Origin of the sequence: Streptomyces geranii (genome assembly GCF_002954775.1) — a bacterium.
GTDB classification, from domain to species: Bacteria; Actinomycetota; Actinomycetes; order Streptomycetales; family Streptomycetaceae; genus Streptomyces; species Streptomyces geranii.
Genome location: NZ_PJME01000013.1, coordinates 151,524 through 166,250 on the forward strand (window position 1 = coordinate 151,524; position 14,727 = coordinate 166,250).

The following is a 14,727-nucleotide window of genomic DNA, read 5'->3' on the forward strand; positions in this document are numbered from 1 at the left end:
ATGGCGCACATATTGCCCGACACCCTTTCGCCAAGAGGGCCGGTGAACCATCGAGCTCCGCATCGCCAGAGAGGGACGGAGGATCTCAGCGGAAGATGAGGAGAAGAGCGTCGCCGAGGCGTTAACGGCTCAGGTGATTGAGGGCGCTGCCCCGTAGCTCTACATGTAGTAGGCGTAGCGGGTGGCGATGCGGGCCTCGGTCGGGACGTGTTTGAGGATGGAGCCGACTCGGTAGGCGGTGCGCAGGGTGAGCGGGTCACGTTCGTCGAGTTGGGCGTTGTTCCAGTTCATCTTTGTCAGGGCGAGGATGTCGGTGGCGGCGGTCAGTAGATCTGTGCCGTGTGTTGCGGGCCGGATCAGCAGGGGCTGGGGGACGTACAGGCCGGGGTAGGTCCGGAAGTACGGGACTGAGCCGCGGGTGTACAGGAGCAGGGAACGCGGGTCTAGTTCGACGCTGGTGCCGCGAAGTGGTGGGAGCTGTCCGGTGCGGTAGAGGTGCGGGGCGCCGCGCCGCTGGATCCACAGCAGGTCGACATGGTCGATGTCGCGTAGGTCGGCTGCCTCCTGGAAGCCGTCGATCTCGCCGGTGGTGAAGTTCGAGGTCTTGTGTACGACGATGCGTGCGGGCTGGTGGCCGTGGGTGGTGCGGTACTCGGTCAGCGCGTGCAGCAGCAGTTGCCGGGCGTCGGGGAGCGTCAGGTGGGGCTGGCGGTCGCGCTTGGAGATCTGCGCGGTGCCGCCGCGGACGACGACGCCGTCGCCGCGTTCGTTGAACACCTGGGCGACGGCGGTATGCAGCTCGTTTCCGTTCGCGCTGCGGTAGAAGCTGACCCCGACGTAGCAGGTGGCCAGATCGGAAGTGTGACGCTGCATGCGCCAGGGGGTCCCACCGGCTTTGTAATACAGGGCGGTGTGCAGGTTCCAGGCCCTGGTGGCCTCGTCCTGCAGAGGGCGGACGGTCTGCCCGTTGGTCCTGCTGGGGATCCCGGTCCAGGTCTCCTTGCGCATCAGCTGCAGGGGCGCCGGCAGCGTGAGCGCGGTGGCCTTGAGCAGGTCGTGGAAGTCGCCTCCGGTTCTTCGCTTGTCCTGGTTCTCTTCGCGTTCGGCCCTGTTCTCCTCTGACGGTGGGTGGTCTTCGCGGTCGTGGAGTTCTTCGGGGCGGGCGCAGATTACGACGCGGCAGCGTCCGGTTTCGGTCAGGGACCGGGCGGCGTCGGCGTACATCTCGACTGCCTCCTTGGTGGCGGAGGCTGTGTCGGCGCGGGCCAGGCGGCGCAGGTGGCGTTCGGGGATCTCGCGGACGAGGGCGTCGTCGAAGACGAGCTCGGCGCCGAACGGGGAGTCGGTACTGAAACCGGGGAACGGCTGGTGCAGGTTCTCCTGGCCGGGTTTGGTGTCCTTGGCCTCGATGTGGTTCTGGCAGCGCTGGAGCCAGCTTCGGATGCCGTCGACCGCATGGGCGGGGCCCACCAGGGCGATGGGGATCTGGCGGGGTCCGGTGGGGGAGTCGGCGTCGGCCGGGCCGAACACGCTGATGCCGTAGCGGGGATCGATGTGGCGGTTTCCGGCCCGGAACTCCAGTTCCGGCTCGTGCAGCACCGGTGCTTTCATTGCGGCAGCTCCCACAGTCCCTCGGCCAGCCCGTTCAGGCTCGGTTTCGGGGCTGGTTCTTGCGGGATCCAGACGCTTTCGTCGATGGCGGCATCGCAGTCGAGCTGCAGGAGCTGGCTGAATCGGATGCGCTCATCGCGGCTCCTGAACAAGGTGTCATCGCCTTGCAGGTAGTCGGCCCAGGCGCGGACGAGCTGGTAGACGGCGTTGTTGCGTTCCAGCCGCTTGATCTTCTGGACGTACTCGGCGTCGTACAGCGAGTCGCGTCGGCCGTCGATGGTGAAGTGGTAGGTGGGGTTGATCTCCAGGAACCACTGTTCGCTCCAGCGGCGGAAGTACAAGCTGGCGGCGTAGTGACGACAGAAGCTGATCTTGGTTGTGTCGTCCTTGCCGAAGTACGGGGTGAAGAAGGTGCGTCCGCGGCTGCCTCGGTAGCGGCCTTTGATCTTCCGGCTGGATCGGTCCGGCGGGGCCTGCATGTAGACGATCTTCTTGGTGGGGTGCCAGACCAGATCGGGATGGTGGGCGGAGCGCAGGGTGAAGTTCAACAGGGAAACGAAGCGCCGCTGGACATCCAGGTCCTCAGTGGTCGCCCAGTTCCGCGTCGGGATGGAGGTGACCGGCCCGTCGCAGAGCACGGCGAGCGGGCCCTCGTCCAGTCGGCACAGTGAGTAGATGCGTCCGGCGGCGAGGACGAAGCCGCTCTCGAACTGGTTGCCGTTCGAGCGCATCCGCTCCCATGCGTCGCCGCGGTCACGACACGGCGTGGACGCCTCGTAGATGAGCGGTGCGAAGCCCTCAACCGTGAGGAGGTTCGAGACCAGCTGTTCGCTTCCTTCGAGCCGTGGCAGCGGCTCTCCGGCAGGCACGCCCAGGGCCGACAGTTGACTGAAGGCGTCGAGGTCGAAGAGATCTGAGGTCTTGTCGAACTGAACGACGCGCCGTGCCTTGCGTTCAGGGTCGGCGAACCAGGTGTCGATGCGCTTCCACCACGCCTGCTGGATACGCAGGTCCACGCAGATGAGCACGACCGGACGGCCCAGCCGAAGCCAGTAGGCGATGTGGTCGGCCTTGCACGTGAACTTGAACTCGGTCGCGGTCTCGCCGCGAAACCCGACTTCTGTGCCCTTCACCTGTGCAAGGACGGCGACACCGGTGACTTCGCGGTCGACGTCCACGAACTCGATCTGACCGTCGATGGCGAAGTCACGTTTGGTGTCGTTCCACACGTGGCCGGCGTCGGAGACGGCCTTGTCGACGAATGCCTCGCCCCGGAACCCGGCCCGCTGCTGGACGCTGCGCTGCGGCATCCGATCAGTGCTCCGAGAAAAACACGGGAGTGCCCGCCGTAGCCCGGCCGGATCTGCGAGGCCGAGGCCGCGCGTTGTTGTTCCACCTCATGGAGTGATCCTCCGTCGTTCACGCGTGGTCCAGGTCACTCAGGATAGGAGGGACCACCGACAACGACCGGTGCACGCATGCGGGAGGAGACTCCGAGTAAGGGCACTGGGAAATTTCGAAGGCTTCACTGACTTCACCCAAAGCGCAGTGCATCGCAGGCCAGCCGAGTGATCACGGCTCTTCGGCCTTGGGTGAGGTGAGGTAGGGAGGGTAGCCCTTGGCGCGAAGGAAGGCATCGAGCGCGATGGCGACGATGTCGCCGTGCTGGACGCCGTGGTCCGCGTGGTACCGGCGGATGCGCCGCTGGAGTTGGAGAGCGTCGGGGACGGCGTAGTTGATCTGCCCACGGCTGGTATTGCGGCCATTGATGACCTCCAGTGTGTCCGGATGAGGCGCCAACGGGTCGTCGGTGAGGTCGGATTGCGTGTCGAGAGCGTCAGCCAGTTCACGCAGCTGACGGGTGTGGCGCGAGAGATCGGGCATGGGCTGCTCCAGTCCGGCCCACTAGTCGACTAGCTAGCCGCCTAGTCGACTAGTGGAATAGTCAGCGGGACGGGTGTCCGCGAACGAGCGAAGCGTTCGCGGACACCCTGGGAAATGAACGCCGCGTCAGAAGCCGCGGGTGGTAAGCCACTCGTCCAGCGCGACCGAGACGATGTCGCCAATGGGCAGGTGATCGAGTTCGTTGTCCAGAGCGAAGCGCTTGAGCCGCTTCTTCAGCTTCAGCGCCGCGGGAACCGACGAGTCGAGGCTTTCGCGCGTGATCATGCGCTGGTTGAGGATCACGGCTGTCTCGGGGATGTCCTTCGGGCGGCCGGGGCCGTGAGCCCACGGGGTTCCCTCGCTGGGTGCTGCCTCCGCAAGCCCGTACTGCTCCTGGTGAGACCCCGGAACATCGGTCCTCACCGGGAACGCGGTACCGCCCGCGACCGGAGAAGCTGCCTGACGAACCGCCACCTCGGCGGCCGCGGCCACATCAGGAGCCGCGAACGTGCTGGGAGACAGGCCATGTCGCGCAACGGGTTCGGCCGGCTGCGTCAGCTGAACCGCAGGTGCTCCAGATTCGGTAGCCGGGGACTCATGCTGGACCTGTTGCTCCCCCTGATCCCCAGCAGATTCCGTCCCGGCCTCCGGGGTGAGAACGGCGGGGTGCACTGGCTGGCTGGCAACCGGCTCCGGCACGATGCCGCTCGGTACGACCTCACCTGTCGGCGGCCCGGAAACCAGTGCCCCGTCGACCGCTGCCCCAGTTCGGCCCTGCGCCGATGCCTCGACGGGAACCATGGCAGAAGGGGACTGAACCTGCGGCCCGCCCGCAGAGGGATGCCGTTTGCCCTGGGTGGCGGTCTGTTCGGCGGCGAACTGCTCAGGCGTGAGCTCGGCGGCCGGAGGAGGGGGCGGCGGGGCCGTCCTCTTGGCCCCGCCCAGGGCCCGACCGGTGCGGCGGGCCGGCGGCTTTGGCCTCTCGTTGTTCTCGCTCATGCCTGGGTCAGGTCCTTCATCAGGTTGGCGTACTCGCTCAGTTCGGTGGGGATCTCGCCGAAGGCCTCCATGTAGTGCACCCAGGAGTGGATGGTGGTCTCGGCGAGCGGGAACGGTTCGTCGCGGTCCGGGCCGATGCCCTCGCCCTCGGCGGGCTCCAGCAGCTGCTCCTTCGCCCGGCTGGGCAGGCTGGTGCGGTCGTCGGCCTTGACCATCACGACGTGGGCGGTGACGCCGTGCTCGTTGCGGGCGGCGGCGCGCTCGGCCTCGTCGAAGGTGGCCACGAGCTTGCGGCGCTCGATCTTGGTGGGGGCGACCGGCACGAGCAGCAGGTTCGCCTCGGTGACAGCCTCGTGGAAGATGCGGGCGCTGCCGCCGCCGGCGTCGACCACGATCGCGCCGAACTCGGCGCGCTTGGTGCGGATGTATTCGGCGATGTCGTCGAACGGGTACCGCTCGATAACCAGGTTCTCGGGAATCTCGAAGCCTGCGGCCTGGGCGACCTTGAACCAGTCGTAGGCGGACTGGCTGGTCGCGTCGGCGTCCAGCAGCAGCGTCGGCAGGTTGAGGACGACGGAGTAGTAGAGGGCGATGAACCAGGCGGAGGTGGTCTTGCCGGTGCCGCCCTTGAGCATGCCGACCACGATCACGAACGCGTCCCAGACGTGTTCGGTGGCGGCGGCCAGGGTCTGGTGACGGGTGTTTTCGTTCACGAGTGCTTGATCTCCTGGAAGAGGAAGGGATGTTGTCGTGTGGTTCGGTGGAAGCTCGATGGGCGAGACGGGCGTCTCCGTGTGGACTGGGGAGGGGCCCGTGCTCTGCGGTGGCAGCCGGGATGGCCTTGGGTGGAGCGAATGACAGCTCTGGCTTCGGCCCTCACGGCCGGTTGGCTTCGCGGCGAGTGGGCCCGTGTCGGTGCTGGGGCCGCATGCGGGTGCCTGCTTGGTGCAGGAGCCGGTAGACGGTGCCGACGGAGTAGCTGCACTCCTCGGCGAGGTTCGGCACGGTGGCGCCGGCCTCGTACCGTGCGCGCAGGGACAATGCGAGTTTCTGACGCTCGGCGGCCCGCGCTGCAGAGCGGATCCGTTGCGTTTGCTGTGACGTGCGTGGTGCACCGCCCGCCTCGACCAGCAGGCGCCGGGCACCGCGCCTCGTTGCTCTGGCAACAGCAGCGAGTTCGCCGAGCGTCGCGCCGTGCTCCTCGTACAGAACGCGGAGATGAGCTGCGAGCCGCCTGCGCGTTTGCGGGTCGTTGCGCATGCGGCGGGTCTGCCACGACGTGCGCATCTCGGTCCGGGCCTCGTGCAGCCGGTTGAGAACCGTGCCGTACGAGAGGCCGCTGACAGCCACGAGTTCATCGACTGTCGCACCGGACTCGTACTGCTTGCGCAAGGCCTCAGGGGTCACCGGCTGGCTCTGGACAGGATTGGTTGGACGGGGTTGTGGGTTCATGCTGCGGAATCCCATTCGCTGAGGGCTTCGGCATGGGAAGCGGCCAGCTCGTCGTAACTGCGCTGGTCGGCAGGGGTGATGAGAATCAGGCGGCCGTCGGTGGCGACCCGCCAGCCGGGAGCGGCGCGGCCGGTGACCGGATCGAGGACACGCCCGTCGGCGGTGTGCCACGCGGGCGGGATTTCGTCGGGGCGTGGCGCGGGGACCAGGACCTGGCGACCGTCTTCGCGGACGATCACCACGGCCTTGCTGCGGTGCTCCGTGAGCCGGTCCAACGCCTGCCGGTATGCAGCGCGTTGGGCCGCGTACAGGGCCTTGCGGTGAGCTGCGCCGCCCGACGTACCGAGTCTCGCGGCGACTTCGGCCCAGCCCTCCGTCGGCACTGGGGTGAAGTCGGTGTCAGGGTCCGCGAGGCTGCTGCCGATGCCCTCCAGACCACGTGGCGCGAGGGCCCAGGTCTCCCCGGTGCGGTGCACAAGACCGTGCTCGGCAAGGCGCCCCAGGGTCCGGTAGGCAGTCGCGCGAGAGACCGAAGAGGTACCGACGAGCTCAGCAACTGTCTGGTGGGGGCGCTGGCACAGAGCACTGATGATCACGAGGGCGGCGCTGCCGAGGCCGTGGTGGGCGAAGGCGTCGTGGCCCATCAGCCGGCCGAGGACGGTGGAGTCGAGGTCGGCCGTCGTGGCCGTCTCAGAGGTGGGCCACTCCTCAAGTACCGGGTCGGGGGGGTACTGAGTGGTGTGGAAACGAGACGACGGCGCGTTGAGGTACCAGGTCGAGCCCTCCCGGCCATGACCGACCCGCAACCGGCGCAGCCAGCCCTGTGGCTTGAGGACACTTTCGTAGACGGCCCGCAATGTCGTGCGGGAGATGCCGGCTTCTTCGGCAGTCTGCCGTTCGCTGGCGTGGTGCAGGAGGCCCCCCGCGGTCTCGGCGAAGTTCAGGTGCGCCCGCAGAACCCGCAGAGCGGTGCGTCCCCGCTCTCCGCGCCAGGGCGTCGTCTCGATGCGGTCGCGCAGCGCGGCGAGAACCTCGTACGCGTCGTGCCGGGAGTTCAGCGCCCTGGTGGTACTGACCGCTTCCGAGGCGCTGGCCCACACGCGGCGGATGTAGTCCAGGGCACGCGACTGCCCGGAGCGCAGCGCGATGTTCTGGGCGTGCCTGCCGCCCTCATGGTCCGGGTGCAGCAAGAGCCGCGTCAGCTGGTCGACGGTGCCGTCGATGCGGGCCACGTGGCAGGCGATGGCCGCGGTGATCCGGTGCCCGTGCTCGGCGGCGCCCTGGTGGTCCGTGCGCAGCGCCACGGTCCGCTTGTCGGAGGCGAGCCTGCTGTAACTACCGGCGGCGTAGCGGCCGGTGAGGTCCCCGAGGAGGACGAGATCGGCTGCCGCCGAAGGCAGGTGTGAGAGGCCCGAGGGGCCTGACGGGTGAGAGCGCTGCTGCTGGGGGTTCGTCTGGTGGGTGCTGTGGGGCACGGTGGGGTCGTCTCGCAAAGACGTGGACGCCACCCAGGCCCGCTAAAACCACGGGTGGTGTCCGGGACCGACCTCCATCGGTGCCAGTGAACGCTTCCAGGACGGCCATCCTGGAGGCCTTCGCATGCCTGGCCCCGAGTGGAGGCAGGCGTCCCCATCGCAGCTCGACCGGGGATCAATCGCAGGTCCGCCAGAGTCGCCACCCATGATCCACACCAGCCAACTCGGGTCCCTCAAAGGCCAGTTGCAGAGGGTGTTGCCTCTGACTGCCTCTGAGTGACCCGGGTCGATCCGGGGTCGAATCAGAGTGTTTCCTCTGACTGCCTCCGCTCGCCTCTGCAACCCGTCCTAGCAGGTCACAGCCTCATCGCCCCCACACAAGCGCAGGTCAGAAAGGTCCGCTAGCTGTACCACTGGTTCCTGGCGAAGGCGGTGGTGTGAGGCATGGCGTTCCCGTCCCTGTCGGCGGGGCGTCCTCGCCCCGCGTGCCGTGATGGGAAACAGGGTCCTGACGGGCGTGGCAGTCACGCAAGGACACTTCTGCCAGGCGGAAGCGTCTTGATGAAGTCGCTGGTCAGAGCCATGCCGCAGATACCGGTTCGCCGGGGGTGAGGCCGGTTTCGCCGAAGGCGTCCACCGCCACCCAGTACTCCGCGCCCGCGTTGAGTGAGCGCAGGTCCAGGGCTGTGCGCTCGTAGACCAGCCAGCTGTGGTAGAGCTTCCGCGGGTCACGGCCGTAGCGGACGTTGTAGCCGATGGCTCCGGGGGCCGCCTCCCACTCGATCCGCGCGGTCCGGTCGTCAAGGCGGGCCGCCCGGGGCCGTACGGCGGGCGGGGCCGCGCCCTCGGCGGTCCCGAAGGCGCGTACGCCGCTGAGTGCGAAGGCGCCGTCGAACGGCTGCCGGCCGCCGGTGACCCTGATGAACCGGGTCTCCTGCGGGGTGTCGAGGACGACCAGGGCGTGTGGGGCGTCGGTGTCCGTGTCGCGGGAGTCCCGTACGGCGGTCCACTCCCGGCCGTTCCGCGAGAACTCGACCAGGATCTCCGGGGGTTGGTGGCCGGGGAAGATGCCCCGCCAGGTGTGGCCCAGATCCACGCCGTCCGGGGTGAGCGGCGCGCCGGCGGCCAGTTCGTGGTCGGCCAGGTTGAGCTGCACGGCGTGCACGGTCCTCGCCTCGCCGAGGTCGACCGTCAGGGACTCGCCCGGCTCCCGGCTCCCGGCCGCCCACCAGGTGCGGATGTCCTCGTCGACCGCCGACGCCGGGTCGTGGCCGGGTGCCGAGGACGAGGCGACGGCAGCCGCCCTGTAGGACAGCAGCATCCAGGGCGGTGGCGTCCACGGGTCGAACGGGCCGTTCGGGACGGTCGTCGGATAGTCGGCGAAGTTCTGGTTGCAGAACAGCACACCGTCGTCGTCGGGAACGGGGAAGGCGGCGGAGGGATTTCGTAGTCAGAGCGTTACATTCGGGAGGCGTTTCCACCTACTTGCCCGTACGAGTGCTGCCGGGCCGGTCAGCCCGCTCGGCGCAGCGGTACGGGCTCGGCGTCGGCCTGTTCCGGCAGGCCCCCGGCGTGCGGCTGGAGGGAGACCATGTCGGCCTCGGGTGCCGGCCTGCCCGACCGGAGAACCGCCAGGCCGTACCACGCGAGGAGCGGGGCGAGGGTGGCCCACAGTGTGCCGAGCGGGTGGTGGTCCGTGGTCAGCATCGCCGCCGTGCCCGCGAGCAGCGCCACGGCCGTCGCGGCGGCCCGTATCCAGAACCTCGCCCCGCTCGCGACGACCGCCAGCGCCAGCAGCACGTACCAGCCCGCGCGTACGCCGGGCAGTGCCAGGTAGTCGCGGACCAGGGCGGCCTCGTCCGCCGGGAGGCCCCGCACCGAGGCGAAGACGACCAGTCCGCCCGCGTGCGACACGAGCAGCGCGAGGGCGCCGCGCAGATAGACCGACTGGTGCCGGGCGGCCAGCCAGAGCAGGGTCAGCGCCAGCAACGGCCAGGCGGCGAAAGCCTCGGCGCGGCTCAGCAGCTGTGCCGTGGCCTCGCTGAACGCCGTCCAGCCGGTGCTCAGCGCGGTGCCGTACGGACGGGCGGCCTCGGCGGCGGAGCCGAGTCGGCCGGTGCCGAAGAGGGGGTTGTCGTCCGCGGTCAGGGCGAGGAGTCCGCCGTACACGAGTCCCGTCCCCGCCACGCCCGCCGCCCCGCGTCGCAGACTCCGGCCCGCGGGCGTCCCCGGCTGCGGCATGAGGCGTCCCGGATGCTTCTCGCGGCGCGCGCGGCGGCGGGAGGCGCACACGGTGAGGCAGCTCATCGTCCGCCAGCCTCCTGATCGGCCGAGGACGCGCCGCGCCGCCTCGGCGGACGCGTCGGCATCCTGCATCCTGCATCCTGCTCGACGATCAGGTAACCGGACTCGATTCTCCGCTTATTCCCGCTGTGACGCAGAAGACAGAAGTTCTGATACGGCCGGGAGCGCCGGGCCCGGGAGGGGCCGTCACGCCCGGTTCGGCCCCGCCCCCTCGCCCGGGCAACTGCCCAGACCCTTCGTCTCCGCGTTGCCCAGCAGGGCCCGTTCCGTCTGCAGTGGAGTCGGCGCGGCCGGGAGCGGTTCGGTGTGGTCCGGGCCGCACGACGCCAGCAGGAACGCGACCAGGCGCCGCCAGGCGTGCGGGGCGGCGCAGCGGGTCACCTGGGCGACCCCGGCGTTGGCGAGCAGGAACAGGAAGACGTCCTCCGGGACGAAGTCCGCCCGAAGGGCCCCGGCCTCCTGGGCCCGGCGCACCAGCTTGGCCAGGGCGGCCGACTGCCGGTCGCACAAGGCCGACGCCACCTGCGAGTTGGGCAGCCGGACGGTGAACAGATCGCTCAGGCCGCGATCGGCCGCCATGGCCCCGCAGAGCCGTTCGACATACGTGCTGAACCCCGTCCAGGGGTCCTCGCAGCGCAGTGCCTCCTCGGCGATGGCCGTGACCCTGCGCAACTCGTCCTCGAACGCGGCCTCGACCAGCTCCGCGCGAGTCGGGAACCGCCGGTACAAGGTGCCCGCGCCCACCCCGGCGCGCTCGGCGACCTCGTCCAGGGGCGCGTCGAGCCCCTGCTCCTCGAAGATCTGGCGGGCGGCTGCCACGAGGCGTTGCCTGTTCCGGAGCGCGTCCGCCCGCAGCCCCCGTCCACCCGCCCGTACGCTCTCCGTCGCCGCCATGCCTCCAGCCTAGCAACCGGACGACCTTCTCCGGTTACCGAGCGCGACAGGGGCCGGGAACGACAGGGGCCGGGGGTGGGGGTGGCTGCCGGGCCCGCGTCCGCTCACCCGGTCGCGAGGGAGATCTCCGTCGACTTGATCAGGGCGACGACCGGGGAACCGGCGGTCAGACCCAGGTCGTTCACCGCGTCCGTGGTGATCGCGGCGGTGAGTTCGCCGCCCGCGACGGTGACCTTGACGGACGTCATGGCGGCCCCCGTGGCGAGGCCGGCGACCGTGCCGGGCAGCTGGTTGCGGATGGAGACGCCCTTGACGGCGGCGGTGGCCAGCGAGACCTCCGTGGACTTGATCAGGGCCCGTACGGCGCTGCCCTCGGCGAGACCGAGATCCTGGACGGCCTCCCGGGTGATCGCGGCGGTGAGGTCCTGCCCGCCGTCGAGACGGACCCTGACCGTGGCCATGACCTCTCCGGTGGTGACGCCGGTGACGGTACCGGGGAACTGGTTGCGGATGCTCAGGCTCATGGCGGAACGCCTCACAGGGGAGAGGGGCGGGCGAGGGGAGTGGAGAAGAGGGAAGCGGAGAGGGGGAAGCGGAGGGAGGAAGCGGAGGGGGGAATGTCGGGTTTGGGGTTGCTGCGGGGCTCACGCTAGCGGGGGCGGGCGCGGTGGCCGGGACGGACAGCGTGCGCGCGGGGCCGTGTCGCCTCGCCGAGCGGCAGGTACGGCGACTACCCGTGCCGCCCGCGACCCCCGATGCTGTACGTCGGGTCACGAAGACCCCGGTCTCGGTGACCCGCCCGGAAGGTGGCACATGCTGCTGCGTCAGCTGGAATACCTCGTCGCACTCGCCCGGGAGCGGCACTTCGCCCGCGCCGCAGCGGCCTGCTTCGTCTCCCAGCCTTCACTGTCCGCCGCGATCCGGCGGCTCGAACACGAACTGGACGTGCCGATCGTCCGCCGGGGCAGACGGTACGAGGGACTGACGCCGGAGGGCGAGGTCGTCCTCGCCTGGGCGCACCGCATCCTCGCCGAACGGGACGCCCTGCGGCAGGAGTTGTCCGCGATGCGCGGCGGCCTCAGCGGAACCCTCCGGCTCGGCGTCGTGCCCACCGCGCTGCCCGCCGCCTCCCTCCTCACCACCCCGTTCTGCGACCGGCACCCCGAGGCCCGGGTGAGCCTGGAGTCGCTGTCGTCCGCCGAGATCACCCACGGGCTGGCCGAGTTCGAGCTGGACGCGGCGATGACGTACCTCGACGACGACAGCCTCCGCCACGTACGCCGGTTCCCCCTCTACGAGGAGCGGTACGTGCTCCTCACGCCGCTCGACGGACCGCTCGCCGCGCAGCCGACGGCCCGCTGGGCGCAGGCCGCCGCCCTGCCGCTCTGTCTGCTCAACTCCCGGATGCGCAACCGGCGCATCATCGACGAGTGCTTCGCCGCCGACGGGGCCACGGCCGCGCCCGCCATCGAGTCGGACAGCGTCGCCGGACTGTACGCGCACCTGCCCGGCGGACGCTGGTCCAGCGTGATCTCGCACGCCTGGCTGCACATGTTCGGCGTACCGGAGGGCATGCGGGTGGTCCCGCTGAAGGGCCCCGCACACGGACCGAGGGTCGGACTGGTCGTCGTACGGGACGAACCGCAGTCCGTGCTGGCCGAGGCGCTGCTGAAGGTGGCGCGGGAGGCGGGCGTCCGGGACGCGCTGGACGAACTGCTCAACAGCTATCTGGGTGACGGGAGCTGAGTGCACGCACCATCGGGGACGGTCGGACCGAGGCGGGCGCGGTGCACGATCAGCGGCCCGACGATGCCGCGCCCGGGGCCGCCGTGGGGGTTTCTTGGGCCGGTCTTGGCCCGCCCCTCATCTCATGTACCGGCGACCTTCACACCGACGCCACCGGACCCTTCCGTGCCGTTCGGTCCCCCTGGGAAACTCCAGGCGCGCACATTCCGCCACGTACCGCTCATCGCCGTCATCAGGACGAGAGGCCTTCACCCATGCCCGAGGTCAACCGGCGCCGCTTTCTCCAACTCACGGGTGCCACCACGGCGTTCACCGCGCTCTCCAGCAGCATCGAGCGTGCCGCCGCCCTTCCCGCGCACCACCGCACCGGCACGATCGAGGACGTCGAGCACATCGTCGTCCTGATGCAGGAGAACCGGTCCTTCGACCACTACTTCGGCGCGCTGCGCGGAGTACGGGGCTTCGGCGACCCGCATCCGGTCACCCTGGACAACGGCAAGTCGGTCTGGCACCAGTCGGACGGCACCAAGGACCTGCTGCCCTTCCACCCGGAGGCCGACGACCTCGGCATGCAGTTCCTGGAGGGACTCCCGCACTCCTGGCCCGACGGGCACGCCGCGTACAACGGCGGCAAGTACGACAAGTGGGTGCCCGCGAAGGGCGCCACGACCATGGCGTACCTGACCCGCGAGGACATCCCCTTCCACTACGCGCTCGCCGACAAGTTCACCGTCTGCGACGCCTACCACTGTTCGTTCATCGGCTCCACCGACCCCAACCGCTACTACATGTGGACGGGTCACACGGGCAACGACGGCAAGGGCGGCGGCCCGGTCCTCGGCAACGACGAGGTCGGCTACGACTGGACCACCTACCCCGAGCGGCTGGAGGGGGCCGGGATCTCCTGGAAGATCTACCAGGACATCGGCGACGGCCTGGACGCGGCCGGTTCCTGGGGCTGGATCCAGGACGCCTACCGGGGCAACTACGGCGACAACTCGCTCCTCTACTTCAACAAATACCGGGGTGCCAAGGCCGGTGACCCCTGGTACGACAAGGCCCGTACCGGTACCGACGTGAAGAACGGCGACGGCTACTTCGACCGCCTGAAGGCCGACGTCAAGGCGGGCAAGCTCCCGCAGATCTCCTGGATCGCCGCCCCCGAGGCCTTCTCCGAGCACTCCAACTGGCCCTCGAACTACGGCGTCTGGTACATCTCGCAGGTACTGGACGCGCTCACGTCCAACCCGGCGGTCTGGGCGAAGACGGCGCTGTTCATCACGTACGACGAGAACGACGGCTTCTTCGACCACCTCGTGCCGCCGCTGCCGCCGAAGTCGGCCGCGCAGGGCAAGTCCACGGTGGACGTGACGCTCGACCTCTACAAGGGCGACGCGAGCCGGGTCGCCGGTCCGTACGGTCTCGGCCCGCGCGTGCCGATGCTGGTCGTCTCGCCCTGGAGCAAGGGCGGTTACGTCTGCTCCGAGACCCTCGACCACACCTCGATCCTCCGGTTCATGGAGGAGCGCTTCGGGGTGCGCGAGCCCAACATCTCGCCCTGGCGCCGGGCGATCTGCGGTGACCTCACCGCCGCCTTCGACTTCTCCCGCAAGGACGCGAAGCCGGTCCCGCTGCCGGAGACCGACGGCTACGAGCCGCAGGACCGCGACCGCCACCCCGACTACAAGCCGACTCCGCCGGCCGACCCGCGCATGCCCCGCCAGGAGCGCGGCACCCGCCCGGCCCGCCCGCTCAAGTACGCCCCGTACGTGGACGGTTCGGCCGACCCGGCCGCCGGAAAGTACACCCTCTCCTTCGCCTCAGGCGCGCACGCGGGCGCCGCCTTCGTGGTGACGTCCGGCAACCGCACCGACGGCCCCTGGCACTACACGACCGAGGCGGGCAAGACCGTCTCCGACACCTGGAACTCGGCCTACTCCAAGGACGCGTACGACCTGACCGTGCACGGCCCGAACGGCTTCCTGCGCGTCTTCAAGGGCCGCGGCAAGGGCACCGCAGGCCCCGAGGTGACCGCACGCCACATCGGCGACGACGTCGAGCTGACCCTCGTCAACAAGGGCTCCGGAACAGTGGAGTTGACGCTGAGCAGCGCGTACGGGGGGCACGACCGCAAGATCAGGGTGCGGGCCGGGGCTGTCGTACGGCACCGGGTGGACCTCGGGTCCAGCAGGCGCTGGTACGACCTGACGGTGACCTCCGGGGCCGACGCGTCCTTCCTGCGCCGGTTCGCCGGGCATGTGGAGAACGGCCGGGCGGGCGTGAGCGACCCGGCGATCGCGGCCTGCTGACAGGGCTTGCCGACAAGGCCGGCTGCCGGGCCCGGCCGGTAGGCGGTGTGCGG

At 69.6% G+C, this 14,727-nt stretch carries 13 protein-coding genes; 2 read left to right on the forward strand and 11 right to left on the reverse strand.

Annotated features, from left to right (window positions below; all coding sequences use genetic code 11):
- Positions 1–159: 159 nt before the first annotated feature.
- From CW359_RS19770 to CW359_RS19815, 11 genes are all read right to left on the reverse strand, one after another.
- Positions 160–1,611, reverse strand: a complete 1,452-nt coding sequence (locus CW359_RS19770; protein ID WP_157968596.1) for an argonaute/piwi family protein — start codon at positions 1,609–1,611, stop codon at positions 160–162.
- Positions 1,608–2,921 carry a DUF4365 domain-containing protein gene (locus tag CW359_RS19775; RefSeq protein WP_105971295.1) on the reverse strand — a complete coding sequence of 438 codons (1,314 nt, stop codon included), beginning with the start codon at positions 2,919–2,921 and terminating at the stop codon, positions 1,608–1,610. The genes CW359_RS19770 and CW359_RS19775 overlap by 4 nt, the downstream gene beginning before the upstream one ends.
- 262 nt (positions 2,922–3,183) lie before the next feature.
- The gene (locus tag CW359_RS19780; protein ID WP_105971296.1) at positions 3,184–3,495 is read right to left on the reverse strand and encodes a hypothetical protein; all 312 of its coding nucleotides are present in this window, start codon (positions 3,493–3,495) and stop codon (positions 3,184–3,186) included.
- A gap of 126 nt (positions 3,496–3,621) precedes the next feature.
- Positions 3,622–4,494, reverse strand: coding sequence for a hypothetical protein (locus CW359_RS45345; protein ID WP_157968597.1), 873 nt, complete (start codon positions 4,492–4,494; stop codon positions 3,622–3,624).
- Complete coding sequence (locus CW359_RS19785; RefSeq protein WP_105971297.1) at positions 4,491–5,207, reverse strand: ParA family protein; 717 nt, start codon at positions 5,205–5,207, stop codon at positions 4,491–4,493. The genes CW359_RS45345 and CW359_RS19785 overlap by 4 nt, the downstream gene beginning before the upstream one ends.
- Positions 5,208–5,370: 163 nt before the next feature.
- Positions 5,371–5,961 carry a helix-turn-helix domain-containing protein gene (locus tag CW359_RS19790; RefSeq protein WP_105971298.1) on the reverse strand — a complete coding sequence of 197 codons (591 nt, stop codon included), beginning with the start codon at positions 5,959–5,961 and terminating at the stop codon, positions 5,371–5,373.
- Complete coding sequence (locus CW359_RS19795; RefSeq protein ID WP_232838476.1) at positions 5,943–7,421, reverse strand: MarR family winged helix-turn-helix transcriptional regulator; 1,479 nt, start codon at positions 7,419–7,421, stop codon at positions 5,943–5,945. Before CW359_RS19795 ends, CW359_RS19790 begins: the two co-directional genes overlap by 19 nt.
- A gap of 574 nt (positions 7,422–7,995) precedes the next feature.
- Complete coding sequence (locus CW359_RS19800) at positions 7,996–8,826, reverse strand: discoidin domain-containing protein (protein ID WP_105971299.1); 831 nt, start codon at positions 8,824–8,826, stop codon at positions 7,996–7,998.
- Between the two features lie 107 nt (positions 8,827–8,933).
- Positions 8,934–9,797 carry a hypothetical protein gene (locus tag CW359_RS19805; protein ID WP_157968598.1) on the reverse strand — a complete coding sequence of 288 codons (864 nt, stop codon included), beginning with the start codon at positions 9,795–9,797 and terminating at the stop codon, positions 8,934–8,936.
- Positions 9,798–9,911: 114 nt separating this feature from the next.
- Entirely contained in the window at positions 9,912–10,619 is a 708-nt protein-coding gene (locus CW359_RS19810; RefSeq protein ID WP_105971301.1) for a TetR/AcrR family transcriptional regulator, read from the reverse strand.
- 104 nt (positions 10,620–10,723) lie between these two features.
- The gene (locus CW359_RS19815) at positions 10,724–11,143 is read right to left on the reverse strand and encodes a TOBE domain-containing protein (protein ID WP_105971302.1); all 420 of its coding nucleotides are present in this window, start codon (positions 11,141–11,143) and stop codon (positions 10,724–10,726) included.
- Between the two features lie 289 nt (positions 11,144–11,432).
- Between CW359_RS19815 and CW359_RS19820 the strand changes: the two genes are divergently transcribed.
- Positions 11,433–12,365 carry a LysR family transcriptional regulator gene (locus CW359_RS19820; protein ID WP_105971303.1) on the forward strand — a complete coding sequence of 311 codons (933 nt, stop codon included), beginning with the start codon at positions 11,433–11,435 and terminating at the stop codon, positions 12,363–12,365.
- A 254-nt stretch (positions 12,366–12,619) separates the two neighbouring features.
- On the forward strand, positions 12,620–14,674 hold the full coding sequence (locus tag CW359_RS19825; RefSeq protein WP_105971304.1) for a phosphocholine-specific phospholipase C: 2,055 nt from the start codon (positions 12,620–12,622) through the stop codon (positions 14,672–14,674).
- The last annotated feature ends 53 nt before the right edge of the window (positions 14,675–14,727 follow it).